This window comes from Streptomyces sp. NPDC046915 (assembly GCF_040644935.1).
GTDB lineage: Bacteria > Actinomycetota > Actinomycetes > Streptomycetales > Streptomycetaceae > Streptomyces.
The window spans coordinates 590,414-616,899 of the sequence record NZ_JBEYXB010000003.1; the positions used below are offsets into that span (position 1 = coordinate 590,414).

The following is a 26,486-nucleotide window of genomic DNA, read 5'->3' on the forward strand; positions in this document are numbered from 1 at the left end:
CACCTGAATACCGGAGCCGGAGCCACGGCAAACGCGCTTCCCGCAGAATGTCACATGTCGGCAACACGCTGTAGTGACATGTCGACACACCGGAAGCGAATCGGCCCTGGAAAGAAGGGGTCTGACGCTCTTTCGGGGCACAACTGTCGGGAAGTGCCCCGGTGGGTGATTCGCTCGCGCCGGTTATGCCTCGATCCTGCTTGCGAGTCTTATCCGTGACCCCCCGGATGAGCCCGTGCCCCACTTCGGTGCGCCCCTGCGCCCCTTCGTGCCCCGGCTTATGCCTCGATTCGGTTCGCGGAACGCAGTCGCTGGAAGCTGCGGGCGAGGAGGCGGGAGACGTGCATCTGGGAGACGCCGAGTTCCGCGCTGATCTGAGACTGGGTGAGATTGCTGTAGTAGCGCAGGAGCAGAATTCGCTGTTCCCTCTCGGGGAGCTGGACCAGGAGGTGGCGTACGAGGTCGCGGTGCTCGACCCCGTCCAGGGCCGGGTCCTCGTAGCCGATGCGGTCGAGCAGTCCCGGCAGCCCGTCGCCCTCCTGCGCCGCCTCCAGCGAGGTCGCGTGGTAGGAGCGGCCGGCCTCGATGCAGGACAGCACCTCCTCCTCGTTGATGCGCAGCCGCTCGGCGATCTCGGCGGTGGTCGGGGTGCGGCCCAGGGCCGTGGTGAGGTCCTCGGTGGCGCTGTTGACCTGCACCCACAGCTCGTGCAGCCGGCGCGGTACGTGGACGGTGCGGACGTTGTCCCGGAAGTATCGTTTGATCTCGCCGACGACCGTGGGCATCGCGAAGGTCGGGAACTGCACGCCACGGTCCGGGTCGAAGCGGTCGATGGCGTTGATCAGGCCGATGGTGCCGACCTGGACCACGTCCTCCATCGGCTCGTTGCGGGAGCGGAAGCGGGCGGCCGCGTAGCGCACGAGCGGGAGGTTCGCCTCGATGAGCGCCCCGCGCACCCGGTCGTGCTCCGGGGTGCCCGGTGTCAGGTCCTTGAGCTCGGCGAAGAGCACCTGGGTGAGGGCGCGGGTGTCGGCACCGCGGCGCTTCTCGGGGGCGGGGGCGGGGGCCTCCTCCTGGGGTGGCGCAGTACTGGCCGACACGGTCAACGCCACCTCTTCATCGGTCAATCAGCCGCCAAAAGCGGTCATAGCATCACAAGACATGTGCACTGTGCGCAAGCACCTCATAACGCCGTGTTGAACGCAATTCATGACGAAAACCATCCATAAGAAGCAGTGCGGCCCCCGCCGTCCCGGCGGGGGCCGAAGGGCTGCGAGGACCCTCGGTGCTCAGAACTCGTAGTCGGCGATCACCCACGTGGCGAACTCCCGCCACAGGGCGACGCCCGACTGGTGCTCCGGGTGCTCGACGTAGCGGCGCAGCGCGTCCGGGTCGTCGAAGGCGGAGTTGATGGCGAAGTCGTACGCGATGGGCCGGTCGCTGGTGTTCCAGCCCAGCTCCCAGTGGCGGATCTCGGGGATCTCGCCGGCCAGGGCGCGGAAGGCCCGCTCGCCCGCCACGACCCGAGGGTCGTCGCGCCCGACGCCCTCGTCGAGCTTGAACAGGACCAGGTGGCGGATCATGGGCTCCAGCTCTCTCTGCTAGCTCTTAGCCCCGTCGGCCACCCAGGTCATGAAATCGCCTATGGCCTTGGCGGCGTCCGATATGCCCTCGAAGCCTATCTTGACGTAATCGGCCGCCTTGGCTGGGTCTGTGATGATCACGTACATCACGAAGACCACGAGCACGTACACGGTGATCTTCTTGGCGTTCACCGCCACCGCGGCCTCCCCTGTCGCTGACTGGCTCGAGCGCTGTTGATAATCGCACAAAGGGCCCCGTCCAATGGACGGGGCCCTTTTACGGCGGTAGCGGAGGGATTTGAACCCTCGGTGACTTGCGCCACACTCGCTTTCGAGGCGAGCTCCTTCGGCCGCTCGGACACGCTACCGAGGGAGACCTTACAGCACGGTGGGCCTTGCTCTGAAATCCGTTTCCGGGCGCACCCGGAAAGCCGGGCTTCGACGTCCGGCCTCAGCGTTCCCGGAAGAAATCGGTGAGGAGCCGGGAGCATTCGTCGGCCAGCACGCCCCCGACGACCTCGGGGCGGTGGTTGAGCCGCGGGTCGCGGACGAGGTCCCAGAGCGAACCGGCCGCGCCCGCCTTGTCGTCACGGGCGCCGTACACCACCCGGTCCACGCGGGACTGCACGAGCGCGCCCGCGCACATCGTGCAGGGCTCCAGCGTGACCACGAGCGTGCACCCGCCCAGCCGCCATTCGCCCAGCTTGGCGGCGGCCCGCCTGAGGGCGATCATCTCGGCGTGGGCCGTGGGGTCGCCGATGGCCTCGCGCTCGTTGTGCCCGGTCGCGAGCACCGTCGTACCGTCCGTGGACAGCACGACGGCGCCGACGGGAACGTCCCCGCCCCGGACGGCCGTACGGGCCTCGTCCAGGGCGAGCCGCATCGCGGCCCGCCAGCGGTCGCGTACCGGATCCGGTGCCCGGCCCCACGGCGTCCCGTCCGGGGCGGTCAGCGGACGGTCTCCAGCACCTCCGAGGCACCCAGGGCCTCGGCGATCGCACTCAGCGCGTCGTCCGCGTCCAGGGCGCGCAGCTCCTTCTCGCCGATACCCAGGTCGTCGAGGATCTCGCTGTCGCCCACCGGGCTGTGCGGCACCGCGTCGGCGGAGGTGCCGTCCTCGTCGTCCTCGTCCTCGGACTCGCCGTCCTCGGTGCCGTCGAGGTCCAGGGCGTCCAGGTCGGGGCCGTCGGAGCCGGGCTCGCGGCCGAGCAGTTCGTCGGTGAGCAGTAGCTCGCCGTACGCACTGCGGGCAGCGGCGGCGGCGTCCGAGACGTAGATGCGAGGGTCGTCCTCGCCGTCCACGCGGACGACGCCGAACCAGGCGTCCTCCTGCTCGATCAGGACGAGCACCGTGTCGTCATCGGGATTGGCCTCCCGTGCCAGGTCGGCCAGATCCGACAGGGTTTCCACATCGTCGAGCTCTGTGTCGCTCGCTTCCCACCCGTCTTCGGTGCGCGCGAGCAGTGCGGCGAAGTACACCGTGACTCTCCCACTGGTCATAGGCGTGCCGGTTGGGGGTCCCCCCGGCGGAGGTTCTTGGGCGGGGAGAGTTCAGGCTCCGAGCCCCACCCACTCGGAATCGTGGCAGAAACAAGGCGTTCAGGGGACGTCTTCCGCTCCCTGTGTCTGGCAGTTCTGCTCGCACGGACGCGCAGAGACCTCCGCGTGTCCGCGACCGAATCACCAGCGCACTCGTTGCCGCCACCTGCGGATCGTACGCGGCTTTTCCCGCGGTCCACGCACGGCGTTACCGGGAACACCCCGGGGAAGACGGATCTTCCTACCGGCTACCAGCGGAACGTGCGCATGCGCATGGCGTGTCGAAGCCGGGCCGTCTTCGCCCGGCGGGGCTGGACACGGTCGCGCAACTCCCGGGCCTCGGCCAGCTCGCGCAGGAACCGGGCCCGGCGGCGCCGGCGTTCGGCATCCGTCTCCGGCGGCGGCACCCGGTGCCGCCTCCCGGTGGTGTCCTCGGGCATGTCGGATTGGTTCTCTGGCAGGTCAGACACAGTCACACCACCCCAGTCCGTCCCTCCACTTTCCCCCGGACGGGCGGTTTGATGCCAGCGCGAGGTGCGGGTCGGCGCGGTTACTGTTATGGGCATGCGTCTCCACGTCGTCGACCACCCCCTGGTCGCCCACAAGCTCACCACGCTGCGCGACCAGCGCACCGACTCCCCGACCTTCCGCCGGCTGGCCGACGAACTGGTCACCCTGCTCGCCTACGAGGCCACGCGGGACGTGCGCACCGAAGCGGTCGACATCGAGACCCCGGTCGCCGCCACCACCGGTGTGAAACTCGCCCGCCCGCGCCCGCTGGTCGTGCCGATCCTGCGCGCCGGCCTCGGCATGCTGGACGGCATGGTGCGGCTGCTGCCGACCGCCGAGGTGGGCTTCCTGGGCATGATCCGCAACGAGGAGACGCTCCAGGCCTCCACGTACGCCACGCGCATGCCGGAGGACCTCTCAGGCCGTCAGGTGTACGTCCTGGACCCGATGCTGGCCACCGGCGGCACCCTGGTCGCGGCGATCCACGAGCTGATCAAGCGCGGCGCCGACGACGTCACGGCCGTGGTGCTGCTCGCCGCGCCCGAGGGCGTCGAGCTCATGGAGCGCGAACTGGCGGGCACCCCGGTGACCGTCGTGACGGCGGCCGTCGACGACCACCTCAACGAGCACGGCTACATCGTCCCCGGCCTGGGAGACGCGGGCGACCGGCTGTACGGGGCGGCCGAGTAGGGCCGGGTCCGTCCTAGCAGTCCTTCTTCTTCACGGCGGACGCCACGGGCGCGGTCAGTGCGGCCACGGCCTTGTCGGCGTCCGCCCGCTTGCTGAGGTCCTTGAACCCGTTGCCGATGAACAGGTCCACGGCGTCGCCCTTACGGGTGGCGTCGGTGCGCTGTTCGGCGCCGGCGAGCTGGGCGGCGAGGACCGGCAGCGAGGTGTTCAGGGCCGAGGCGGGGCCGAGGAGCATCCCGCTGCCCTTGATCTTCTTGTCGTACTGCTTGGTCGCGTTGCCCACGTCGCCGATGCGGAAGCCGCGCTTCTTCAGCTCGTCCGCGGTCTGCTTGGCCAGGCCGGTGCGGGCCGTGGCGTTGTAGACGTTGACGGTGATCTTCCCGGGCTCCGGCAGCGCCTTGGTGCGCGCGGCGGGGCTCACCTTCGTACTGGCCGGGCAGTCCGCCTTGGCACCGGACGCGGTGTCCTTGTCCCCGCCGCCGGTGAACACGTCGATGAGCTGCACGGTTCCCCAGCCGGCGACCCCGAGTGCGGTGACGCAGACGACCGTCAGGAAGACGAGCCTGCCGCGCCGGCGAGGAGGGCGCATCCGCGGGTACTTGCCCCCCGTGATCCGGTACTGGCCGCCCATGCCGGGAGGAGTCAGCATGCTCATGTGCGCAGCGTAGTGTGCCCGGGCGGCGATGCCTACTAGATGATCATTCGACGCCGGTCGGCAGAACCCGAAAGGGGCAACAACACCCGAAAAGGCGAGTGATTCCGGGTGATCAGTCGAGTTCGAGTACGCGCGCGTGCAGGACCTGACGCTGCTGGAGTGCCGCGCGGACCGCGCGGTGCAGGCCGTCCTCCAGGTACAGGTCGCCCTGCCACTTCACGACGTGCGCGAAGAGGTCACCGTAGAAGGTCGAGTCCTCGGCGAGGAGGGTTTCCAGGTCGAGCTGGCCCTTGGTCGTCACGAGCTGATCGAGGCGGACCGGGCGCGGCGCGACGTCCGCCCACTGCCGGGTGCTTTCCCGGCCGTGGTCGGGGTATGGCCGGCCGTTTCCGATGCGCTTGAAGATCACACGGAAAGCCTACCGGTCCTGACGTTCCGGGCGCAGCCTAGGCGACGCAGTGCGACGCTGGAAAAGACGCCGTATTCCGGTCATACCGGGAACAGCCGGAGCCGGGGCCTGCGATGAGTGCCAGTGAGACCGTGGCCCGCCACCCCTCCCGAGGCCCCCGCCGGTGACCGGGCCCTTCCCGCCGAGGCCTTGCGGATCGCCGCCGGTTACGCCTTCACGGGCGCGGCCCTCGACCTGGGAGCCCCGGCGCCACCGGTGCCGGCAAGACCAGGACGCTCCAGCTGGTCGCCGAGCAGCTGTCGGCGCAGGGCGTGCCGGTGTTCCTGGCGGACGTCAAGGGTGATCTGTCCGGGTTCTCGGCGCCGGGCGTGTCGAACGACGGGGTCCGCTCCCGCTCCGCCGAGGTGAGGGCGCTCTGGAGCAGCGGGTCGTGACGGTGAGTTGAGAGCTCTGGGGTCGGGCGGGTCATCGGCGTTGGGCGCGGCGATCGCGTCCAGCGCGCGCTCCGTCGTTATGCACAGGCTGTGGACCGCAAGCCCCACGGCACGGCGGAGGCGGTGGGCCCGCCCCCGCCGGTGCGTCAGCGGTCCCGGTGCCTCTCGGGCGGGACCTGCGGCTGGGGTTTCTTCACGTCCGGTCTGACCGTGCTGCGTACGGCCTCGGCGCGCAGCAGGGCGCGCAGGACCGCGTAGGGGTCTGTGGGCATGCCTGTGTTCCTTGCGTCGTGATGTCGTGACTGGGCGGCTGACTGGGCGTTCGGGGCGGGGCCCGTCAGCAGCGCAGGACCACGGAGCGCAGGGAGTACGAGGTGTGCGGGGGCCGGGGCGGCGCGGGAAGGGGGCGGCCCCGCGGGTGGCCGGGGGCCGGGTCGGGAAGGGGCGCGGGGCGCAGGGGTGAGCCGGCCCGGTGTACGGAGCAGGAGGGTGGCCGCAGGGCCGACTCGAGGAGGTCGTGCTCGACGGTTTCGCCCGACGGCACGGACGGCACGGACCACCCGGGCGGCGTGGACGGCGCGGAGGGCATCGGGACGGCCTGCGTCTGCGTGCCCGGCACCGACAGCGCCAGCAGCAGCACGAGCACCCGCAGGGCTTGGCGCCCCGGGCGGTTCACACGCTGACCGGAATCTGCTTGGCCCGGCTTCGGATGCCGATCGAGGTGACGATCTCGACGATGCCGACCACCACCAGCCACCAGCCGGCGACGACGGTGAGCACGGCGACCGACCGGAACGGCGAGACGACCAGCACGATCCCGGCGACGAAGGTGACGATCCCGAGGAAGATCTGCCAGCCGCGGGCGGGCACGGTGCTGTCGTGGGCGGCGGCCAGGGTCTGGGTGATCCCGCGGATCAGCCAGCCGATGCCGATCCACAGGGCGAGCAGCAGGATCGACTGCATCGGTCCGCGGAAGCAGAACAGGCCCAGCAGGATCGACAGGGCGCCGCTGATGAAGGCCAGGACGCGCAGCGAGGTCGCCTTGTGCGTGCCGAACGCGGCGCCCAGCTGGAAGACGCCGCTGATGAGCAGGTAGAGCCCGAAGAGCACACCGGCGGCGAGCAGGGAGGGGCCCGGCCAGACCAGCACCAGGATTCCCAGGATCAGCGACGCGACGCCGGTGACCAGGACGACCTGCCAGGCGGCGCGGGACAGGGCGTGCAGCGGCCCCTCGAACGGCGGCTCCGGCTCGTGCCCGCCCGTGGCCCGGCCGGCCGTGTGCGCATGCGCGGCCCGGTCGTCGAACTCCCGTCCCCAGGTGGGATCACTGCTCGGTGACTCGGTCATGCTCCATGCTCGGCCCGCCCGGGAGCGCCCCGCCATCCGAGCGGGTCCGCACGGATGAGCTCGGGTTTCCGCCGTGCGTGCGGCGGACGCCGCCTGATCCGGCCCTCCCTGGGGGCGGGGGTACGTCGCGACCCGCGGCGCGGCGGCCGGCGCCGGATCCTCGCCCCCGCCGCCCCTACCCTCCCCGTCCCCCAGGGGCTCCGCCCCTTCGACCCCGCCGGGGCTGCGCCCCTGTACCCCGCCGGGGCTGCGCCCCTGTACCCCGCGGGGGCTGCGCTCCTGTAGGCCCACGGGGCTGCGCCCCTGTAGGCCCACGGGGCTGCGCCCTTGCACCCCGCCGGGACTGCGCCCCTTCGACCCGACGGGCGGCGCCCCCGATCTCACGGGGCTGTGCCCCTGTACCCCCACGGGACTGCACCCCTGCACCCCCACGGGACTGCGCCCTTGCACCCCGCCGGGACTGCGCCCCTTCGACCCGACGGGCTGCACCCTCGACCTCACGGGGCTGTTCCCCCGTACCCCCGACGGGACTGCACCCCTGTACCCCCGACGGGACTGCACCCCTGTACCCCGACGAGACTGCACCCCCTGCACCCCGCCGGGACTCCGCGGCGCGGCCCCGGCCCGGTGAGGGCGGCTACAGTCCGTTCCGCCTACTTGCCGGAGGCCTTCGCGGCCTTCATTTCCTGTTTGTGGGCGCGGACCTTGGCCAGGGAGTCCGGGCCGGTGATGTCGGCGACGGAGCGGAAGGACTTCGGCTCGCCGTAGGTGCCGGCGGCCTCGCGCCAGCCCTTGGGCTGTACGTCGAGCTGCTTGCCGAGCAGGGCGAGGAAGATCTGGGCTTTCTGCTTGCCGAAGCCCGGGAGGTCCTGGAGCCGCCGCAGCAGTTCCCGACCGTCGTCGACGCCCTTCCAGACGAGCTCGGCGTTGCCGTCGTAGTGCTCGACGAGGTACTGGCAGAGCTGCTGGATGCGCTTGGCCATGGACCCGGGGTAGCGGTGGACGGCCGGCTTCTCCGACAGCAGGGCCGCGAAGGCCTCCGGGTCCTGGGCCGCGATGTCGTGCGCGTCGAGGTCGTCGGCGCCCATGCGCCGGGCGATGGTCGACGGCCCCTTGAACGCCCACTCCATCGGGACCTGCTGGTCCAGCAGCATCCCGGTCAGCGCGGCGAGCGGGGACCGCCCGAGGAGCTCGTCGGCCTCGGGGTCCTGGGCGAGGTGCAGGGTGACGTCCATGACCCCGATCATCCCTCGAAGCGGCTCGTGACGCCGCCCGCCTCGATGCGGGCGCATCGCGTACGATCTCCGAGGTGAGTTAGGGAAGGCTAACCTAAAGAAGAAGGGGGGTCCGCGGGGTGATCAACGGGACCTACCGCGACGCCTGGGGAATTCCGCATCTGCGCGCCGACAGCGCACGCGAACTCGCCCGCGCCCAGGGCCGCGTCACCGCCCGCGACCGGGCCTGGCAGCTGGAGGTGGAGCGGCACCGGGCGCAGGGCACCTCGGCCTCCTTCCTCGGCGCGCAGGCCCTCGCCTGGGACGTCTTCGTCAGACGGGCCCGCCTCGACGACACGGCCCGACGCTGCTTCGCGGCCCTGGAGGGACAGGACCCCGAGACGGCGGACTGGCTGCGGGCGTACGCCGACGGCGTCAACGAAGGGGTGGCCGGAGGCGGCGCCCCGGAGTTCGCCCGCACCGGCCTCACCCCGGGCCGCTGGGAGCCCTGGACCCCGCTCGGCGTCTGGCTGTCCACCCACATCCTCTTCGCGGGCTTCCCGGCCAAACTCTGGCGCGAGCAGGCCGTACACCACCTGGGCCCGGAGGCCGTCGGCCTGTTCGCCACCGACGGCCCCGGCACCTCCGGCAGCAACGGCTGGCTGCTCGCCGGCGAGCGGACCACGACCGGTCACGCCCTCATCGCGGGCGACCCGCACCGCTTCATCGAGGACCCGGGCGTCTACCAGCAGATCCACCTGTCCTGCCCGGAGTTCGACGTCGTCGGCCTCGCCGTCCCCGGCGTCCCCGGCATCGCCCACTTCGGCCACACCGGCACGGTCGCCTGGGCCATCACCAACGCGATGGCCGACTACCAGGACCTCTACCGGGAGCGGTTGCGGCGCACCGGCGCCGGGGTGGAGGCGCTCGGCCCCGACGGCATCTGGCGCCGCGCCCACCGGCACACCGAGACCGTCCATGTCGCGGGGGAGGAGCCGGTCGAGGTCGAGGTGATCGAGACGGAGCGGGGGCCGGTGATCGCCGGCGGGCCGGAGGGCCTCGACGGACACGACCCCGCCGCCGACCTCCTCGGAACGCCCACCGCCCTCGCCCTGCGCCACCCGCCCCGGGTGACCGGGGACCTCGGCTTCAGCGCCCTCCTGCCCCTCCTGCGCGCCCGCCGGGTCGCCGACGTGGACCGCGCGCTGGACGCCTGGGCCGAGCCCGTCAACGTCGTACAGGCCGCCGACACCGAGGGCGGCCTGCTGCACCGGGTCGCGGGCAGTGTGCCGGTCAGGGCGGAGGCCAACCGCGTCCGGCTGGTGCCCGCCTGGGAGCCGGGCCACGAGTGGCGGGGCCGGCACGGGACGCCCCGCGCCGGGCTCACCGACGGCATCGCGGTGATGGCCAACCAGCGCGGCCCCGCGACCCCCCTCGGCGTGGAGTTCGCCCCGCCGCACCGCGCCGACCGCATCACCGCCCTGCTGCGGGAGAGGGGGCAGTGGTCGGCCGGTGACATGCCCGCCATCCACATGGATACCCATCTCGCCTCCGCCGGCCCCCTGATCCAGTACCTGGCGGCCCTGGACGGACTGCCCCCCGGTGCCGCCGCGCTGCGGGACCGGCTCCTCGCCTGGGACCGCCGCATGGACGCGGCCGGCGCGGACGCGGCGGCCTACGCGGCGGTGCGCGGCGCGGTCGTACGCCGGCTCGCCGCCCACCCCGCGTTCGCCGCCCTGACCGAACCGCCCGCCTACCCCGAGGTCCTCCTCCCCTGGCTCGCCCTCCTCCCGCGGATCGGGTTCGCCCTCGAACACCTGCTGACCGCCGAGGACCTGTACGGCATCGACCGCCCCGCCGCCGTCCGCGCGGCCGTCGAGGAGGTCGCCGCCGCGGAGCCCGCCGGCACCTGGGGCGACCGCCACCGCCTCGCCCCCTGGCGGGCGCTGCCGACGACGTCGTACGACGCACCGGGGCTGTCCGGCGACCACGACTGCGTGCTGTGCACCTCCGCCGTGCCCGGCCTGACCGACCTGAGCGCGCGCGGCCCGGCCGCCCGGTACGTCTGGGACCTGGCCCGGCGCGAGGACAGCCGCTGGGTGGTGCCCTTCGGCGCCTCGGGTGTGCCCGGTTCGCCCCACCACCACGACCAGCTCCCGCTGTGGCTCGCGGGGGACCTGGTCCCCGTCGTCACCGACTTCGACCTGCTCACGAAGGAGCCCGAGGTGAGTCCGACGCCTGACCCGTACGCCACCCGCGAGGCCGTCCACGAGCAGGTGATCGACGGCTTCGGCACCGTCCGCGTCCTGCCTCTCGACCCGCACGCCGACGCCGGGACGGTCCACGCCTGGGTGAGCGAGGAACGGGCCGTCTTCTGGGGCATGACGGGCCTGACACGGGACCAGGTCGCCGAGATCTACGCCCACATGGACACGCTCGACACCCACCACGCCTTCCTCCTCCTCAAGGACGGCGCCCCGGCCGGACTCCTCCAGACGTACGAGCCGGAGGCCGACCGGGTCGGCGAGTGCTACGACGTCCGCCCCGGCGACATCGGCCTCCACCTGCTGCTCGCGCCCGCGGGACCGGGCGGCGCGCGCACCGGCTGGTCGTCCCATCTGCTGACCGTCGCCAGCGCGTACGCCCTGCGGGGCCCGGACCGGCGGCGGATCGTCGTCGACCCCGACGTGCGCAACGAGAAGGCGATCGCCCGCTTCCTCAGGCAGGGCTTCGAGGCGGGCGAGGCGGTCGTACTGCCGGAGATCGACATCCCGGACGTGTACCTGCCGGCGAAGCGCGCCCAACTGGCCTTCCTGACCAGGGCGGTAGCCTGCCCGGATGACGGTGACTCATGACGGGCCGGTGACCCCCGACGGGCCGGTGACGCCCGCCTTCCTGGTCGCCCGTTACGGCCTGGAGCCGATACCGCGCGAGGGCGGGCTGTTCCGGCAGACCTGGGCGGGGCCGATGGGGGTGCCCCCGGCTCGAGCGAAGCCGAGAGCTGGGGAGGGCCGACGGCCGGCCCGAAGGGACGGCGATCGTCGCCCTGCTCACCGCGGACGACTGCTCGGCCCTGCACCGCCTGCCCACCGACGAGGTCTGGCACTTCTACCTCGGCGACCCGCTCCACCTGCTGCTCCTCGCCCCCGACGGGACATCGGCGAGCCCCGTGCCGGGACCCGGCGTCCTCGCCGGGCAGCGCCCGCAGCTCACCGTGCCCGCGGGCACCTGGATGGGCGCGCGGGTGACGCCCGGCGGCGCCTGGTCCTTCTTCGGCTGCACGATGGCACCCGGATTCACCTACGCGGGCTACGAGCACGGGAACGCGGCGGACCTCACGGCGCGTTATCCGTCCGAGGCGGACCGGATCGCGCAACTGTGCCGCCCATGAGCCTGCTTCAGGGACAGGTCGCGCTGGTCACGGGCGCCGACGGCGGCATCGGCCGGGGGATCGCGCTGCGCTTCGCCGAGGAGGGCGCGGCGGTCGCCCTGCACTGTCGTACGGCGCTGGAGCCCACCCGGGAACTCGCCGCGGCCATCGAGGGCCTGGGCGGACGGTCCGTGGTGCTCCAGGCCGACCTCACCGACGAGGACGCCTGCCACCAGTTGGTCCGCGAGGCCGCGGCCTGGGGCGGCGGGCGGCTGACCGCGCTGGTCAACAACGCGGGCGTCCAGCCGGTCCGGCCGCTGCCCGGCATGCGGGCCGCCGAGTGGCGGGCGGTCGTGGACACCAACCTCGCCGGCGTCTTCGCCTGCACCCAGGCCGCCGCCGAGGTGATGCGGGAGCGCGGCGGCGGCAGCGTCACCCACATCGCCTCCATCGAGGCCGCCCATCCGGCCCCCGGCCACGCCCACTACAGCGTGTCCAAGGCGGCCGTCGTGACGCACGCCCGCGCCGCCGCCCTGGAGTACGGCCCCCACGGCATCCGCGTCAACACCGTCTCGCCCGGCCTGATCGACCGCGCGGGCCTGGCCGAGGACTGGCCGGACGGCGTACGCCGGTGGCGACAGGCGGTGCCCACCGGCCAGCTGGGCCGCCCCGAGGACGTAGGCGACGCCTGCGTCTTCCTCGCCTCCCCGCGCGCCTCCTGGATCACCGGCCACGACCTGGTGGTGGACGGCGGGGTGTCGGCGCGGCCCACATGGTGAGCACAAAGGTTGTTCGCCGCGTACATACAGGGAAGTACGCGAGTCCGAAGACGGAGCGGTGACGTGGGCGAAGTACGAGGACCAGAGGCACGAGGCGGTGTCGCGCATGGCGGAAAGCGGCGAGTCCGGGGGCTGGTGCTGCTGGGCACCATGCTGGTCCTGCTCCTCCTCGGCGGAGCCGGCCCCGCCTCGGCGCACGCCGCCGTCCGCAGCACCGACCCCGCCGACGGAACCGTCCTCAAGTCCGCTCCCCGGTACGTCACCCTGACCTTCACCGAGTCCGTCGCCCTGCTCGACGACTCCTTCCGGGTGTTCGACCCCACCAACCACCGGGTCTCCACGGGCGAGGCGCAGCACGCCGGAGGCCGTTCCGACACCGCCCGGGTCACCCTTCCCGCCAAGCTGGGCAAGGGCACGTTCACCGTGGCCTGGCGGGTGGTCTCGGCCGACAGCCACCCCGTGTCCGGCGCCTTCACCTTCTCCATCGGCAAGGCCTCCCCGACCACCGCCCTGCTGGACCCCGGACAGACCGAGGACCCCGCCACCGGCAGCCTCTACAACATCGGGCGGTACGTGGCCTACATGGCCGCGGCCCTGCTCATCGGCACGCTCGCGTTCGCCGCGATCTGCCGCCCGCCCGACTTCACCCCGCTGCGCAAGGCGGTCAGGGCCGGCTGGTGGACGCTGGCCGGCGCCACCGTCGTCCTGCTGGTGCTGCGCGCCCCGTACGAGGAGGGCACCTCACCGGCGACCGCCTTCGACATGTCCGCGCTGTCCCGCACCGCGACCGGCCGTCCGGGACTGCTCCTGCTCACCCGCCTGGCCCTGCTGCTCGTGGCGGGCGCCCTCCTGCTGCTCCTGCGCCGCCGGGCCACCCCGCCCGGCCGCCCCGTCCTCGCGGCCGGCGCCGTACTCGCCGTCGGCCTCGCCCTGACCTGGGCGGCCGCCGAGCACGCCTCGGCCGGCATCCAGGTGCCCGTGGCGATCACCTCCTCCGTGCTGCACCTGCTGGCGATGGCGGTGTGGCTCGGCGGACTGACCGCGCTGCTCACCCTGCTCAGCCGGACGGCCGAACCCGTCACCGTGCCGACGGCCACGGTGACCCGCTTCTCCCGTCTCGCCTTCGCCTCGATGACCGTCCTGGTCGTCACCGGCGTCTACCAGTCCTGGCGCGGCCTCGGCTCCTTGCAGGCGCTCGCCGACACCTCGTACGGCCGGCTCCTGGTCACCAAACTGGCCGCGGTGACCGTGCTGTTGCTGATGGCGGCCCTCTCGCGGCAGTGGACGGCACGGCTGGCGACGGTGGAGGTGAGCGAGGCCGTACGGGAACGGGTGCCGGAGCCGGTCGGGGCGCGGCCCGCCCTGCCGGAGACGGAGGCGGAGCCGGAGCCCGCCGCGGAGCCCGGTGACGAGTCCGCCCCGCCCACCCGGACCAGCCCCGCCTCGCCTTCCTCGCCCTCCCCGCTCGACGTGCACCGGGCCCTGCGCCGCTCGGCCCTGGCCGAAGTGGCCGTGGCCGTCGCCGTGCTGGGGATCACCACGGTCCTCACGGGCACCCTGCCCGCCCGGGCGGAGGCCGCGGCCGCGGCGGACGGCTCGGCGCCCGCCGTCGGTATCCAGACCGCCTCCGTCACCGTGGTCCCCTTCGACGTCGGCCCGGGCCGCCAGGGCAAGGTGCAGATCACCCTCGACCCCGGCAGGGTCGGCCGCAACTCCGTCGAGGCGGTGGTCTACGGCCCCGACGGCGGCCTGTCCACCGTCCCCGAACTCCGCGTCTCCCTGAGCCTGCCCGCCCAGAAGATCGGCCCGCTCGACACCAAGGTCACCAACCGCGGCGGCTACTGGGGCACCGACTCCCTCAACGTGCCCATCCCCGGCACCTGGACGATGAAGGTGACGGTACGGGTGTCGGACCTGGACCAGGTGACCGTGTCGAAGACGGTACGGATCACGCGCTAGGCCAGGCCCCAGGGGCGGCCACGAGCGCCGCCCCGGCTCACAGGGCGGAGTCGGCGGGGTCGCCGAACTGTTCGAGGAGGACGTCCACCGGGGTGTGCTCCGCCAGCCCGGAGGCTTCGCCGTGGACGTCCTGCTCCGCCCAGATGACCTTGCCGCGGGCGGTGTACCGGGTCCCCCACCGCTGCGCGAACTGGGCCACCAGGAACAGTCCCCGGCCACCCTCGTCGGTGGTCGCCGCCCGCCGCAGCCGGGGCGAGGTGCTGCTGCCGTCCGACACCTCGCAGATCAGACAGCGCCCGTACAGCAGCCGCACCCGGACCGGCTGTGATCCGTACCGGATCGCGTTCGTGACCAGCTCGCTCAGGATCAGCTCCGTGGTGAACCCGGTCTCGTCCAGTCCCCACGCCCGTAGCTTCCGCCTGCACTCGCTCCGCACCGAGGGCACCACCGCCGGGTCCTGCGGCACGTCCCACTCGGCCACGCGGGAGGACGGGAACAGCCGGGTACGGGCCGCCAGCAGCGCGATGTCGTCGCTGCGGTGGGCCGGCTTCAGCGCGTTGATCACCGCCTGGCAGGTCTCCTCCGGGGCGCGTCCCCCGGCACCGCCCAGCGCCCGGCGCAGGCTCGCCAGCCCGACGTCGATGTCGCGGCCGCGGTCCTCCACCAGGCCGTTGGTGTACAGCACCAGCTGGGAACCCTCCGGCAGGTGCAGTTCGGCGGTCTCGAAGGGGTAGCCGCACAGACCGAGCGGGGCCGACGCCGGCACCTCGGGACAGACGACCGTACCGTCCGGACGCACCACCACCGGGTCGGGATGCCCCGCGCGGGCCGCCGTGCACGTCCCCGATACCGGGTCGTAGATCGCGTACAGGCACGTCGCCCCCGACACTCCCTCCCCCTCGTGGCCCTCCGCGCCGGTGCCTTCCTCGTTGTCCATGCGCACGACCAGCTCGTCCAGGTTCCCGAGCACCTCGTCCACCGGCAGGTCCAGCGCGGCGAAGTTGTGCACCGCCGTGCGCAGCCGTCCCATCGTCGCCGCCGCGCGCAGCCCCCGGCCGACCACATCGCCCATCACCAGTGCCACGCGCGCGCCCGGCAGCGGAATGACGTCGAACCAGTCCCCGCCCACCCCCGCCTCGGCCGGCAGATACCGCCAGGCCACCTCCAGCGCGTCCTGCTCCGGCTGCCCCCGGGGCAGCAGACTGCGTTGCAGGGTCACCGCCATCGTGTGCTCCCGGGCGAACCTGCGGGCGTTGTCGATGGCCACCGCCGCCCGCGCGGCCAGCTCCTCCGCGAAGGACAGATCGTCCGGTTCGAAGGCCGAGGAGTCCGCCGTCCGGTAGAAGTTCGCCACGCCCAGCGACACGCCCCTCGCCCGCAGCGGCACGGTCACCAGCGAACGCAGACCGCTCTGAAGCGCCTTGCGGACCCGGTCCGGGTCCTGCTCCTGCCAGCCGGACGCCTGCCGCAGGTCCGTCTCCAGCACGCCCCGGCCCTCCCGCAGCGTCCGCATCTGCGGGGTCGCGACCGAGAACGTGATCACTTCGCCCAGCTCGTACACCGGTATCGTCCGGTGATCGCCGCCGATCGCCACGCGCCGCAGATGCCGCCACCCCTCGGCCGTCGGCTCCCAGCCGCGCAGCACCGTGTCCAGCAGATCCACCGTGACGAGGTCGGCGAACCGCGGCACCGCAACCTGCGCCAGCTCCCGGGCCGTACGCTCCACGTCCAGCGTCGTCCCGATCCCCACCCCCGCCTCGTACAGCAGGTTCAGCCGCTCCCGCGCGACCTCGGCCCGGCCTGTGATCGTCGCCAGCTCCGTGGTGTCCCGCAGGGTCACCACGCTGCCGCCCGGTCCCGCGCGCGGGAACGTGGGCCGCTTGTTGACCGCCACCAGCCGGTCGCCCACGAAGAACACCTCATCGTTGACCGCCTCCGGTGCCGTCAGCAGGCGCTCGAGCGACGCCGGCAGCCCCAGCTCCGTCACCTGCCGCCCCTGTGCCTCGGGCGGCAGCCCCAGCAGCCGCGCCGCCTCGTCGTTGGCCATCACCAGGCACCCGTCGGCGTCGGTGATCAGCACGCCCTCGCGCACCGCGTGCAGCACCGCTTCATGGTGGTCGTACATCGCCGCGAGCTCCGCGGGCGCCAGCCCACGCGTCTGCCGCAGCAGGCTCTGGGCCACCAGCGTCGTCCCGGCCCCGGCCAGCACCAGCGCGACCGCACCGGCGCCCAGGGCGATCGGCACCTGCGGTATCCACATCCGCAGCACGTTCCTGACCGTGATCCCGGCGGACACCAGTCCCACGATCCTGCCGCGCGCGTCGGTCACCGGCACGATCGCCTGCACGGCCGTCCCCCGGCCCGTCGGCAGGGGTGGTCCCCCGGCCTGTTCGACGACGGTACGACCGTGCAGCGCGGGCTCGATGTTGCCGACGAACTTCTTCCCGATCTCTTGCGGATAGGGGTACGTGTACCGGATCCCCCGGGTGTTCACGACGACCACGAAGTCCACGCCCGCCCGCTTCCGCGCCTCCTCGGCCCGCGGCTGGAGCACCGCGGACGGATCCGGGGCGCGCAGCGCCTGCACCATGCCCGGCGCACTCGCGAACGACTGGGCCGCGATGACCGACTCCCGCCGCCCTTGCGCCACCGCGTCCCGCGCCGCCTGGAGCACCACGGCCGCCACCGCGGCCAGCACCAGCAGCACCACGATCCCGACCTCGATCAGGAACACCCGTCCGGCCATGGTGCGCGGATCGAACAGCGAAACACGCCGCTCACGCGACGACCCGACGCCCACCGGCCCGGCAGGGCTCCGAGCGCGCCCGGAAAATACCCTCATGCACCCTTCATAACACCGGCGCGCGACACCGGCGCGCGTCCTTCACCGTGCGACCGGAACGAAGAGCGGTCCGGTTTCACCCGCGGGGGGTGAGGTCGCCGGCCCGGCGGCGCCCGACGCTTGGCCTGCGCGGTCGCGACGGGGGTCTGCCCGAGCGCGGACGCGCGTCAACGCGCAGGAGGTCCAGTGTGAACCGGTACCCGCCCATCGCGGAGCACGGCATGGTCGGCGATCTGCAGACCGCGGCCCTCGTGTCGTCCGGCGGCACGATCGACTGGTGGTGCACACCCCGCTTCGACTCGCCCAGCGTCTTCGCCTCCCTGCTGGACAGTGAGCGAGGAGGCCACTGCCGTCTCGCCGCGGAGCTCCCGGACGGCGACGGAATGACGGCCCGGCAGCTGTACCTGCCGGACACGGCCATCCTGGTCACCCGCTTCATGGCGCCCGGCGGTGTCGGCGAGACCGCCGACTTCATGACCCCCGTCGACTCCTCGAAGCCCACGGACCGGCACCGCCTGATCAGGGTCGCCCGGGTCGTCCGGGGCAGCCTGCCCTTCACCCTCACGTGCCGCCCGCGCTTCGACTACGGACGTGCCCCGCACACGCTCACACGGAACGACGACCACTCCGTGGTCTTCCACGGACCGGGCACCGACCTGCATCTCCAGTCCACCACCGGCATCCTGCTGCGCCCGGACGACGACGACATCACCGCCCGCTTCACCCTCTCGGCCGGTCAGGCGGCCGCCGTGGTGCTGACGAGCACGGTGAGCGGCGGCTCCGCCCCGCCGGCGCCCTCCCTCGACGGCATCGCCGAGGAGGTGGAGGCGTGCCGCGACTTCTGGCTGTCCTGGCTGCGTTCGTGTACGTACCGGGGCCGCTGGCAGGACATCGTGAACCGTTCGGCGATCACGCTCAAGCTGCTCACGTACGCCCCCACGGGAGCGCCGATCGCCGCCGCCACCATGGGGCTGCCCGAGCAGGTCGGCGGTGAGCGCAACTGGGACTACCGGTACACCTGGGTCCGCGACGCCGCACTGTCCGTCAGGGCCCTGATCGACCTGGGTTTCGAGTCGGAGGCGCAGGCCTTCCGCCGCTGGCTCCGCGACCGCATCGAGGCCGGAGGCACCGCCTCGGGCGACCCTCTCCAGATCATGTACCGCGTCGACGGCGACCCGCACCTGACCGAGGAGACCCTCGACCACCTGGAGGGCTACCTGGGCTCACGTCCCGTGCGGGCGGGCAACGCGGCGGCCGACCAGCTCCAGCTCGACATCTACGGCGAGGCCGCCGACGCCCTCGTGGGCGGCGACATGGGCGCGATCCGCGGCTGGAAGGCGCTGCGCGGTGTCCTGGACTGGCTCGCCGACCACTGGGACCGGCCCGACGAGGGCATATGGGAGACGCGTGGCGGCCGGCAGAACTTCACCTACAGCCGGCTGATGACCTGGGTGGCCTTCGACCGCGGCATCCACGCGGCCGCCGAGTTCTCCCGGCCCGCCGACGTCGAGCGCTGGACCGAGGTCAGGGACAAGGTGTTCGACCAGATCGTCGAGCACGGGTGGCACGAGAAACGGCAGGCCTTCGTGCAGCACTACGACACGGACGTGCTCGATGCCTCGCTGCTCCTCATGCCCCGGGTCGGTTTCCTCTCCCCGCGTGACCCGGACTGGCTCAGCACGCTCGACGCCATGGAGGAGGAGCTGGTCAGCGACAGCCTGGTCTACCGGTACGACCCCCACGCGTCTCCGGACGGCCTTCGGGGTTCCGAGGGAACCTTCAATCTGTGCAGCTTCTTCCACGTCGAGGCGCTGGCCCGCACCGGCCGGCTGAACCAGGCCCGGCACGCCTTCGACAAGATGCTCACCTACGCCAACCACGTCGGGCTGTTCGCCGAGGAGATCGGGCCGTCGGGGGAGCAACTGGGGAATTTCCCCCAGGCGTTCACGCATCTCTCGCTCGTCGTCGCGGCGATGGCGCTGGATGAGGAACTGTCGAAGGCGGAGGCCCGGCCGGGAGCCGGTGGCAACGGACACCCGGCCACCTTCGGTCTGACGGCGCCGGCCGAGGGCGGGGGCGGTGCAGATGGCTGAGCCGGTCGGCGCACGGTCGTCAGGACAGGCGCCGGGAGCGGCGTCAGGGGGGCAGGGACGGGTTCTCGCCGCTCTGGCGCTCGCGCAGTTCATCTGTAGTTTCGCCGGCTCCAACATGAACGTGATGATCAACGACATCAGCAAGGACCTGGACACCACGGTCCAGGGCGTGCAGGTGGCCATCACGATCTTCCTGCTGGTCATGGCCGCGCTGATGATCCCGGGCGGCAAACTGACCGACCGCCACGGCCGCAAGCGCTGCTTCCTGACCGGCCTCGTCGTCTACGCGATCGGCGCCCTGCTCAGCGCCGCCGCACCGGGACTCGGTGTGCTGATCCTCGGGAACTCGATCCTCGAAGGCATCGGCACCGCCCTGCTCATCCCGCCCGTCTACATCCTCACGACCCTGCTCCACCCCGATGTCACCTCCCGGGCCCGAGCGTTCGGGATCATCATGGCGCTGGGCGGCGTCGGGGCCGCCGCCGGACCGCTGATCGGCGGGCTCATCACCACGGCGATCAGCTGGCGCGCGGCCTTCGTGTTCCAGGCCCTCGTCATCGCCGTGATCGTCTGGCTCAGCCGGCACATCGACGATCCCCTGCCGCCCGATCCGACCCGCTCCTTCGACACCGGCGGGGCCGTACTCTCCGCCGCCGGACTCGTCCTCGTCGTGATGGGCATCCTGGCCGCCGACAACAGCATCTGGCTGATGATCGGCCTGCTGGTGCTCGGGGCCCTCGTACTGATGTGGTTCTTCCACTGGGTGCGTGCCAAGGAACAGTCCGGCAGGGAGCCCTTGCTGTCGCTCGGCCTGTTCCGCGACCGCACGTCCAACCTCGGGCTCGTCACCCAGAACGTCCAGTGGCTGCTGCTGATGGGCGCCTCGTTCACGGTGGCGGCCTACCTCCAGGTCGTACGCCACTACGACGCCATCCGGACCGGGGTCATCTTCACCGCGGCCACGCTCGGCCTGCTGGCCACCTCCCTGTCCGCCGAACGCCTCGCCCAGCGGCGCCCCCAGCGCACGCTCATCATGACCGGCTTCCTCGTGACCGTCGTGGGCATCGCGGTACTCATCGCCCTGGCCGCCGGCTCCACCAGCGCCTGGGCCTTCGTCCCCGGACTCCTTCTGATCGGGCTCGGCCTCGGTGTGATGCTCACCCCGTCGGTCAACGTCGTCCAGTCGAGCTTCCCCGAGGAGCAGCAGGGCGAGATCTCCGGCCTGTCCCGCAGCGTCTCCAACCTCGGCTCCTCGTTCGGCACGGCGATCGCCGGCACCATCCTGGTCTCCGGCCTCACCAGCGGCGCCTACGCGGCCGCCATGATCACCCTGGCGGTCATCGGTCTCGGCGGCTTCGGCGCCGCGGCCCTCCTGCCACGGCCGGCGCGGCGACCGCAGACGCACCGGGGGACCGGACCGCTGTCACCTTCCGGCCCTCCGGGCCGGCGGAGGGCCCGGGACGTGAACTCCTGAGGGGCCGCCCCTCACACCCGTGCGGCCGCCGTCGCCGAACAGCCCTCCCGGTCGGTGCGACCATGGACGACGAGCACACGACGAGCACACGCCGAGGGGGAATGCCGGATGCGGGCCGACGCGCAACGCAACGCGGAGAAGCTGCGGACGGCGGCAGCCGAGCTCTTCCGCGAACGAGGCCTCCAGGCCCCCCTGAAGGAGATCGCCCGCCGGGCCGGCGTGAGCCACGGCACCCTCTACAACCTCTTCGGCAGCCGCGAGGCGCTCATCGACGAGGTCGTCGCCGACCTGGCCGCGGACCGGCTCGAGGAGGTCGCCGAGCAGGCGCTGGCCCACGAGGACGCCTGGGACGGATTCGCGTTCTACATCGAGAAGATCTGCGAGCTACAGGTCGCCGACCCGGCGATCAGCGACGTGGTCACCGGCCGCTACCAGCACGCCGAACGCCTGATGGCCCTCTGCGAGCGTTCCCACGACAACGCCGGGCGCATCATCGAGCGGGCCCGGCAGGCCGGTGTCCTGCGCCCCGATTTCACCAGCCAGGACCTGCTGTTCGTCTTCGGCACCCACGCCCTGCTGTCCCCGGCCGCCAGGAACACGGCCCCCGACGCCTGGCGCCGGGGCATCGCCTTCCTGCTCGACGGCCTGCGCACCGAGGCCGCCCACCCACTCCCCGCCGACCCGATGACTCCGCAGCAGCTCAACGAGGTGATGGCCAACCTCAGCGGTATGCGGTGACCGCCGAAAGGGAGATCGTGTCCGGACGGACACCCCTCACTGGTTCGCCTTGCGCCGCGCCACACGCGTGCCCGCGGCGGGCTCCGGTGCGTCGTCGAACGGCAAGGTCTCTTCTTCCCCGAAGTCGGGGGCCTGGAAGGGGTTGGTCGCCGGTGGCGGCGATGCCGCGGTGGAGCAGCGGGGTTGCCCTTCCAGGGCGGAGAACAGCGACGTCAGATCGATGAGATGACTCTCTTTCGGTACAGGCCCCTGAAGGAGCCTGGTGTGCCGTGACCGGGCACAGCGGTCCTACAGCTTGGTCATCTTGGCGTACGGGCTCAGGATCCGCATCTGCGTCGAGCCGAAATCCACGAGCGCCGCGACCCCGTCCTCCATGCCGACCACGCGGCCGAGGCCGTACATGTCGTGGGTGACCTGGTCGCCCACGGCGAAGTGCTTGGGAGCCGGTGTGACCGGGGCCTTGAAGGGGCTGGTAGGCAGATGACGCTTCGGTGCAGCAGGCTTTGTCATGGTTCAGTATGAGCCTACGCGCGGCCTGTTCACTGTGGCCGTCGGCACAGATCCACATCGCAGCAACCGCTCCATGCCACTGACCTGGGACTTCGAGACCCGGTGAGACGAAATTGGAACGGACGGACCACGACCGGACAACGTCGAAGGGCCCCACCGCGAACGGTGGGGCCCTTCGACGTCGTGCCCGGTGAGGCACTGGCGGAGGATACGAGATTCGAACTCGTGAGGGGTTGCCCCCAACACGCTTTCCAAGCGTGCGCCCTAGGCCTCTAGGCGAATCCTCCGCCGGAAACATTACATGACCGAGGGGAGTGCTCGCGAACTCGTTCCCGCAGGCCGGCATCGGGTACTCTGTGCGGAGCCCCTCACGCGGCGCTATCTGACTGAACTCCCCCAGGGCCGGAAGGCAGCAAGGGTAGGTCGGCTCTGGCGGGTGCGTGGGGGGCGCTTGCGTTGTGGGCCGGGGCGAGGGGGTGCCGGGCTCGGGCGGGGCTCGTTGTCGGTGAGCGCCTATAACCTCGTAAGCGTGTCGTCTCTCGCGCTGTACCGCCGCTACCGCCCGGAGTCCTTCACCGAGGTCATCGGGCAGGAGCATGTCACCGACCCGCTGCAGCAGGCGCTGCGGAACAACCGGGTCAATCACGCGTACCTGTTCAGCGGGCCGCGCGGTTGTGGCAAGACGACCAGCGCGCGGATCCTGGCCCGCTGCCTGAACTGCGAGAAGGGGCCGACGCCGACCCCGTGCGGGGAGTGCCAGTCCTGCCGGGACCTGGCCAGGAACGGGCCGGGCTCGATCGACGTCATCGAGATCGACGCCGCTTCGCACGGTGGTGTGGACGATGCCCGTGAGCTGCGCGAGAAGGCCTTCTTCGGGCCCGCGAGCAGCCGGTACAAGATCTACATCATCGACGAGGCCCACATGGTCACGCCGGCCGGGTTCAACGCTCTGCTGAAGGTCGTCGAGGAGCCCCCGGAGCATCTGAAGTTCATCTTCGCCACCACCGAGCCCGAGAAGGTCATCGGGACGATCCGGTCGCGGACCCACCACTACCCGTTCCGGCTCGTGCCGCCCGGGACACTCCGGGACTACCTCGCCGAGGTGTGCGGGAAGGAGAACATCCCCGTCGAGGAAGGTGTCCTTCCGCTCGTCGTGCGGGCCGGCGCGGGCTCCGTGCGTGACTCCATGTCCGTCATGGACCAGCTGCTCGCCGGCGCCGGGGAGGAGGGTGTGACGTATGCCATGTCCACCTCGCTGCTCGGGTACACCGACGGGTCGCTGCTCGACTCCGTCGTGGAGGCCTTCGCCACCGGGGACGGCGCCGCCGCCTTCGAGGTCGTGGACCGGGTCATCGAGGGCGGCAACGACCCCCGGCGGTTCGTCGCCGACCTGCTGGAGCGGCTGCGGGACCTGGTGATCCTCGCCGCGGTTCCGGACGCCGTGGACAAGGGGCTCATCGACGCCCCCGCCGACGTCCTGGAGCGGATGCAGGCCCAGGCCGGCACCTTCGGCGCCGCCGAGCTCAGCCGTGCCGCCGACCTCGTCAACGAGGGCCTGACCGAGATGCGCGGGGCCACCTCGCCGCGTCTCCAGCTCGAACTCATCTGCGCGCGCGTGCTGCTGCCCGCCGCGTACGGCGACGAGCGCTCCGTCATGGCCCGCCTCGACCGTCTGGAGCGGGGGGTCAACTTCTCCGCGGGGCCTGCGGGCGCGCCCGCCGCGGGGTACGTCCCCGGTCCCGATGCGCATGCCCACGCGGGCGGCGGCGGTGCCGGAGGCGATGGCGGTGTCGGCGGCGGCGGTGTGCAGGTACCGCCCGGTGGCGGGGTCGCGGCGGCCCGCGCCGCCGTGCGCGGCTCCGGCGGCAGCGGCGCGCCCGCCGCCGCCACGCCCGCGCCCGCCCCCTCCCCGGCACCCCCGGCGCCCGCGGCGCCCCCCGCTTCCCCACCGGCCCCCGAACGCACCCCGACCCCTGCTCCGGCGACCGCTCCGGCCCCCGGTGCCTGGCCCACCGCCGCATCCGCCGGCGGCGGCCGACGGCCCGGCGGCTGGCCCACGGCGGCCCCGGCAGGCGGCGGACAGCCGTCCCCGCCGCCCACGGCCCCCCCTGCTCCGGCCCCTGCCCCTGCCCCGGCAGCCGCCCAGCCCGCACCCGCGCAGCAGGCCCCCGCCGCCCCCGGTGGCCTCGACCCGCGCATGCTCTGGCCGAACATCCTGGAAGTGGTGAAGAACCGCCGCCGCTTCACCTGGATCCTGCTCAGCCAGAACGCCCAGGTGGTCGGCTTCGACGGCACCACCCTGCAACTCGGCTTCGTCAACGCCGGCGCCCGCGACAACTTCGCGAGCAGCGGCAGCGAGGATGTGCTGCGGCAGGCGCTGGCCGAGCAGTTCAACGTGCAGTGGAAGATCGAGGCCGTCGTCGACCCCTCCGGCGGTTCGGCGCCCCCGCCGGCCGGCGGCTTCGGCGGAGGCGGCGGCACCGGTGCCGGTAGTGGCTACGGCGGCGCCGGTCCCGCGAGCGCCTCCCCGCAGCGCCCGCCCGCTCCCCAGCCGTCCGCGTCGGCACCGTCCCGGTCGCAGGCCGGGTTCTCGGCCCCGGCCGCTCCGGCCCCCGCCCCCCGCCAGGCCTCCGCCCCCGAGCCGGCCCCCGTCTCCCCCGAGGACGACATCCCCGAGGACGACGACCCCGACCTCGACGAGTCGGCCCTCTCCGGCCACGAACTCATCGTGCGGGAGCTGGGGGCGACGGTGATGGAGGAGTTCACCAACGAGTAGCCCTCCGGGACGAGTAGCCCTCCGGGGCCCGCGTCGGCTTCGGCTCCCTCCGTCGCCTTCGTAGGAACGCACAAGCTCCCCACCCCCCGGCTCTCATGAGGAACGCCAGATAGGCTGACCCCCGTGAAGGTCCTCGTCATCGGCAGCGGTGCCCGCGAACACGCCCTGTGCCGCTCCCTGTCCCTCGACCCCGACGTCACCGCGCTGTACTGCGCCCCCGGCAACGCCGGCATCGCCGAGGTCGCCGAGCTGCGCCAGGTCGACGCGCTCGACGGCAAGGCCGTGTCCGCGCTGGCCACCGAGCTGGGCGCCGACCTGGTGGTGGTGGGCCCGGAGGCCCCGCTGGTCGCCGGGGTCGCCGACGCCGTGCGCGAGGCGGGCGCCGCGGTGTTCGGCCCCTCCCAGGAGGCCGCGCAGCTCGAAGGGTCCAAGGCCTTCGCCAAGGACGTGATGGCGGCGGGCGGCGTACCGACCGCTCGCTCGTACGTGTGTACGAACGCCGACGAGGTCGCCGAGGCCCTCGACGCCTTCGGCGCCCCGTACGTGGTCAAGGACGACGGACTGGCCGCCGGCAAGGGCGTCGTGGTCACCTCCGACCTCGACGCCGCGAAGGCCCACGCGGCCGGCTGTGAGCGCGTCGTCATCGAGGAGTTCCTCGACGGCCCGGAGGTCTCGCTCTTCGCGATCACCGACGGCCGGACGGTGGTCCCGCTTCAGCCCGCCCAGGACTTCAAGCGTGCGCTGGACGGCGACGAGGGCCCCAACACCGGCGGCATGGGCGCGTACTCCCCGCTGCCGTGGGCCGACCCGAAGCTGGTCGAGGAGGTGCTCCAGACCGTCCTCCAGCCGACCGTCGACGAGATGCGCCGCCGGGGCACGCCGTTTTCCGGCCTTCTCTACGCCGGTCTCGCGATCACCAGCCGGGGCGTACGGGTCATCGAGTTCAACGCCCGCTTCGGCGACCCGGAGACCCAGGTCGTGCTGGCCCGTCTGAAGACCCCGCTGGCCGGAGTCCTGCTCGCCGCCGCGAACGGCACCCTGACCGACCTCGAGCCGCTGCGCTGGAGCGACGACGCGGCCGTCACCGTGGTCGTGGCCTCGCACAACTACCCCGGCACCCCGCGCACCGGCGACCCGATCACCGGCCTCGACGACGTGGCGGCCGTGGACGCCCCGCACGCCTACGTCCTGCACGCCGGCACCAGGCGCGACGGCGACACCGTCCTGAGCGCGGGCGGGCGTGTGCTGTCCGTCACAGCCACCGGCAAGGACCTGACCGAGGCGCGCGACCGGGCGTACACCGCCGTCGCCCGGATCCGCCTCGACGGCTCCCAGCACCGTAAGGACATCGCGGCGAAGGCGGCCGTGGACGCGGCGGGCGCGTAAAACCGCCGGTCGTGAGCACCTTGTGGACAGCCGGGCCCCGGATGCGAATCCGGGGCCCGATCGTTGCTGTGTGTCGTACAGCTCTGACCATGGCCATTCCATCGAGTGACCGATGCCCCATCCGGCTGACGGGGGCGCAGGCCCCAACTAGGGTGCGGCGCAAGCGTTCCGGCACTTG

General features: G+C 72.4%; 23 protein-coding genes, 2 tRNA genes, 1 other RNA gene and 2 pseudogenes. 12 read left to right on the forward strand and 16 right to left on the reverse strand.

Annotation, left to right across the window (positions count from 1 at the left end):
* Nucleotides 1–278 precede the first annotated feature (278 nt).
* From ABZ915_RS10885 to ABZ915_RS10915, 7 genes are all read right to left on the reverse strand, one after another.
* Nucleotides 279–1,106 carry an RNA polymerase sigma factor SigF gene (locus ABZ915_RS10885; RefSeq protein WP_361799519.1) on the reverse strand — a complete coding sequence of 276 codons (828 nt, stop codon included), beginning with the start codon at nt 1,104–1,106 and terminating at the stop codon, nt 279–281.
* Nucleotides 1,107–1,289: 183 nt separating this feature from the next.
* Nucleotides 1,290–1,583 (reverse strand): Dabb family protein, encoded by a 294-nt coding sequence (locus tag ABZ915_RS10890; protein ID WP_361799191.1) that lies wholly within the window; start codon nt 1,581–1,583, stop codon nt 1,290–1,292.
* A gap of 18 nt (nt 1,584–1,601) precedes the next feature.
* A complete protein-coding gene (locus tag ABZ915_RS10895) occupies nt 1,602–1,781 on the reverse strand; it encodes a hypothetical protein (protein WP_361799194.1) in 180 nt (59 codons plus the stop codon).
* A gap of 85 nt (nt 1,782–1,866) precedes the next feature.
* A tRNA-Ser gene (locus ABZ915_RS10900) sits at nt 1,867–1,951 on the reverse strand.
* 83 nt (nt 1,952–2,034) lie between these two features.
* A complete protein-coding gene (gene tadA, locus ABZ915_RS10905) occupies nt 2,035–2,466 on the reverse strand; it encodes a tRNA adenosine(34) deaminase TadA (RefSeq protein WP_361799197.1) in 432 nt (143 codons plus the stop codon).
* 65 nt (nt 2,467–2,531) lie between these two features.
* Nucleotides 2,532–3,062, reverse strand: a complete 531-nt coding sequence (locus tag ABZ915_RS10910; RefSeq protein WP_361799522.1) for a hypothetical protein — start codon at nt 3,060–3,062, stop codon at nt 2,532–2,534.
* 308 nt (nt 3,063–3,370) lie between these two features.
* Entirely contained in the window at nt 3,371–3,562 is a 192-nt protein-coding gene (locus ABZ915_RS10915; protein WP_361799200.1) for a hypothetical protein, read from the reverse strand.
* Nucleotides 3,563–3,686: 124 nt separating this feature from the next.
* Here ABZ915_RS10915 and upp point away from each other — a divergent pair, with 124 nt between their 5' ends.
* Entirely contained in the window at nt 3,687–4,322 is a 636-nt protein-coding gene (gene upp, locus ABZ915_RS10920; RefSeq protein WP_361799203.1) for a uracil phosphoribosyltransferase, read from the forward strand.
* A gap of 13 nt (nt 4,323–4,335) precedes the next feature.
* On the opposite strand, the gene ABZ915_RS10925 is transcribed toward upp, so the two are convergent.
* Together ABZ915_RS10925 and ABZ915_RS10930 are read right to left on the reverse strand one after the other, a co-directional pair.
* Nucleotides 4,336–4,953: a LytR C-terminal domain-containing protein gene (locus ABZ915_RS10925; RefSeq protein WP_361799525.1), complete on the reverse strand. Its 618-nt coding sequence runs from the start codon at nt 4,951–4,953 to the stop codon at nt 4,336–4,338.
* A 136-nt stretch (nt 4,954–5,089) separates the two neighbouring features.
* Entirely contained in the window at nt 5,090–5,386 is a 297-nt protein-coding gene (locus ABZ915_RS10930) for a type II toxin-antitoxin system VapB family antitoxin (protein WP_003999914.1), read from the reverse strand.
* A gap of 189 nt (nt 5,387–5,575) precedes the next feature.
* Here ABZ915_RS10930 and ABZ915_RS10935 point away from each other — a divergent pair.
* Nucleotides 5,576–5,793, forward strand: a pseudogene (locus ABZ915_RS10935) (helicase HerA-like domain-containing protein); the annotation flags it as partial.
* 173 nt (nt 5,794–5,966) lie between these two features.
* Here ABZ915_RS10935 and ABZ915_RS10940 read toward each other — a convergent pair.
* The 4 genes from ABZ915_RS10940 to ABZ915_RS10955 form a co-directional block, all read right to left on the reverse strand.
* Entirely contained in the window at nt 5,967–6,092 is a 126-nt protein-coding gene (locus ABZ915_RS10940) for a hypothetical protein (protein WP_361799206.1), read from the reverse strand.
* A gap of 65 nt (nt 6,093–6,157) precedes the next feature.
* Nucleotides 6,158–6,496, reverse strand: a complete 339-nt coding sequence (locus ABZ915_RS10945) for a hypothetical protein (RefSeq protein WP_361799209.1) — start codon at nt 6,494–6,496, stop codon at nt 6,158–6,160.
* Entirely contained in the window at nt 6,493–7,167 is a 675-nt protein-coding gene (locus tag ABZ915_RS10950; protein WP_361799212.1) for an HdeD family acid-resistance protein, read from the reverse strand. Before ABZ915_RS10950 ends, ABZ915_RS10945 begins: the two co-directional genes overlap by 4 nt.
* A 653-nt stretch (nt 7,168–7,820) precedes the next feature.
* Nucleotides 7,821–8,402, reverse strand: coding sequence for an HhH-GPD-type base excision DNA repair protein (locus ABZ915_RS10955; protein WP_361799215.1), 582 nt, complete (start codon nt 8,400–8,402; stop codon nt 7,821–7,823).
* 119 nt (nt 8,403–8,521) lie between these two features.
* Between ABZ915_RS10955 and ABZ915_RS10960 the strand changes: the two genes are divergently transcribed.
* The 4 genes and pseudogenes from ABZ915_RS10960 (at nt 8,522) to ABZ915_RS10975 (ending at nt 14,489) form a co-directional block, all read left to right on the forward strand.
* Entirely contained in the window at nt 8,522–11,236 is a 2,715-nt protein-coding gene (locus ABZ915_RS10960; protein WP_361799218.1) for a GNAT family N-acetyltransferase, read from the forward strand.
* Between the two features lie 25 nt (nt 11,237–11,261).
* Nucleotides 11,262–11,772: pseudogene (locus ABZ915_RS10965) on the forward strand (cupin domain-containing protein).
* Nucleotides 11,769–12,530 (forward strand): SDR family NAD(P)-dependent oxidoreductase, encoded by a 762-nt coding sequence (locus ABZ915_RS10970; protein ID WP_361799221.1) that lies wholly within the window; start codon nt 11,769–11,771, stop codon nt 12,528–12,530. Before ABZ915_RS10965 ends, ABZ915_RS10970 begins: the two are co-directional and overlap by 4 nt.
* Before the next feature lie 135 nt (nt 12,531–12,665).
* Nucleotides 12,666–14,489, forward strand: coding sequence for a copper resistance protein CopC (locus ABZ915_RS10975; protein WP_361799528.1), 1,824 nt, complete (start codon nt 12,666–12,668; stop codon nt 14,487–14,489).
* Nucleotides 14,490–14,526: 37 nt separating this feature from the next.
* Here the strand turns inward: ABZ915_RS10975 and ABZ915_RS10980 are convergent, their stop codons facing one another.
* Nucleotides 14,527–17,235 carry a SpoIIE family protein phosphatase gene (locus tag ABZ915_RS10980; protein WP_361799224.1) on the reverse strand — a complete coding sequence of 903 codons (2,709 nt, stop codon included), beginning with the start codon at nt 17,233–17,235 and terminating at the stop codon, nt 14,527–14,529.
* Between the two features lie 284 nt (nt 17,236–17,519).
* Between ABZ915_RS10980 and ABZ915_RS10985 the strand changes: the two genes are divergently transcribed.
* The 3 genes from ABZ915_RS10985 to ABZ915_RS10995 all read left to right on the forward strand — a co-directional run bounded on the left by ABZ915_RS10985 (nt 17,520) and on the right by ABZ915_RS10995 (nt 21,636).
* On the forward strand, nt 17,520–19,424 hold the full coding sequence (locus tag ABZ915_RS10985; protein WP_361799227.1) for a glycoside hydrolase family 15 protein: 1,905 nt from the start codon (nt 17,520–17,522) through the stop codon (nt 19,422–19,424).
* Nucleotides 19,417–20,898, forward strand: coding sequence for an MFS transporter (locus tag ABZ915_RS10990; RefSeq protein ID WP_361799230.1), 1,482 nt, complete (start codon nt 19,417–19,419; stop codon nt 20,896–20,898). The genes ABZ915_RS10985 and ABZ915_RS10990 overlap by 8 nt, the downstream gene beginning before the upstream one ends.
* Before the next feature lie 108 nt (nt 20,899–21,006).
* On the forward strand, nt 21,007–21,636 hold the full coding sequence (locus ABZ915_RS10995; protein WP_361799233.1) for a helix-turn-helix domain-containing protein: 630 nt from the start codon (nt 21,007–21,009) through the stop codon (nt 21,634–21,636).
* Between the two features lie 288 nt (nt 21,637–21,924).
* On the opposite strand, the gene ABZ915_RS11000 is transcribed toward ABZ915_RS10995, so the two are convergent.
* Nucleotides 21,925–22,146, reverse strand: a complete 222-nt coding sequence (locus ABZ915_RS11000; RefSeq protein ID WP_361799236.1) for a hypothetical protein — start codon at nt 22,144–22,146, stop codon at nt 21,925–21,927.
* 199 nt (nt 22,147–22,345) lie between these two features.
* A tRNA-Ser gene (locus tag ABZ915_RS11005) sits at nt 22,346–22,433 on the reverse strand.
* A 72-nt stretch (nt 22,434–22,505) separates the two neighbouring features.
* Here ABZ915_RS11005 and ffs point away from each other — a divergent pair.
* The 3 genes from ffs to purD all read left to right on the forward strand — a co-directional run bounded on the left by ffs (nt 22,506) and on the right by purD (nt 26,308).
* Nucleotides 22,506–22,604: signal recognition particle sRNA small type (gene ffs / locus ABZ915_RS11010), an RNA gene on the forward strand.
* 71 nt (nt 22,605–22,675) lie between these two features.
* Entirely contained in the window at nt 22,676–24,922 is a 2,247-nt protein-coding gene (locus ABZ915_RS11015) for a DNA polymerase III subunit gamma and tau (protein WP_361799238.1), read from the forward strand.
* A gap of 123 nt (nt 24,923–25,045) precedes the next feature.
* Nucleotides 25,046–26,308 (forward strand): phosphoribosylamine--glycine ligase, encoded by a 1,263-nt coding sequence (gene purD, locus ABZ915_RS11020; protein ID WP_361799241.1) that lies wholly within the window; start codon nt 25,046–25,048, stop codon nt 26,306–26,308.
* Nucleotides 26,309–26,486: the final 178 nt, after the last annotated feature.

Coding starts and splice junctions, on each gene's coding strand:
- ABZ915_RS10990 (WP_361799230.1), top strand. CDS start 19,417: ATGGCTGAGCCGGTCGGCGCACGGTCGTCAGGACAGGCGCCGGGAGCG.
- ABZ915_RS10955 (WP_361799215.1), bottom strand. CDS start 8,402: ATGGACGTCACCCTGCACCTCGCCCAGGACCCCGAGGCCGACGAGCTC.
- ABZ915_RS10925 (WP_361799525.1), bottom strand. CDS start 4,953: ATGGGCGGCCAGTACCGGATCACGGGGGGCAAGTACCCGCGGATGCGC.
- ABZ915_RS10995 (WP_361799233.1), top strand. CDS start 21,007: ATGCGGGCCGACGCGCAACGCAACGCGGAGAAGCTGCGGACGGCGGCA.
- ABZ915_RS10980 (WP_361799224.1), bottom strand. CDS start 17,235: ATGGCCGGACGGGTGTTCCTGATCGAGGTCGGGATCGTGGTGCTGCTG.
- ABZ915_RS10950 (WP_361799212.1), bottom strand. CDS start 7,167: ATGACCGAGTCACCGAGCAGTGATCCCACCTGGGGACGGGAGTTCGAC.
- ABZ915_RS10890 (WP_361799191.1), bottom strand. CDS start 1,583: ATGATCCGCCACCTGGTCCTGTTCAAGCTCGACGAGGGCGTCGGGCGC.
- upp (WP_361799203.1), top strand. CDS start 3,687: ATGCGTCTCCACGTCGTCGACCACCCCCTGGTCGCCCACAAGCTCACC.
- ABZ915_RS10940 (WP_361799206.1), bottom strand. CDS start 6,092: ATGCCCACAGACCCCTACGCGGTCCTGCGCGCCCTGCTGCGCGCCGAG.
- ABZ915_RS10915 (WP_361799200.1), bottom strand. CDS start 3,562: ATGCCCGAGGACACCACCGGGAGGCGGCACCGGGTGCCGCCGCCGGAG.
- ABZ915_RS11000 (WP_361799236.1), bottom strand. CDS start 22,146: ATGACAAAGCCTGCTGCACCGAAGCGTCATCTGCCTACCAGCCCCTTC.
- tadA (WP_361799197.1), bottom strand. CDS start 2,466: ATGCGGCTCGCCCTGGACGAGGCCCGTACGGCCGTCCGGGGCGGGGAC.
- ABZ915_RS10970 (WP_361799221.1), top strand. CDS start 11,769: ATGAGCCTGCTTCAGGGACAGGTCGCGCTGGTCACGGGCGCCGACGGC.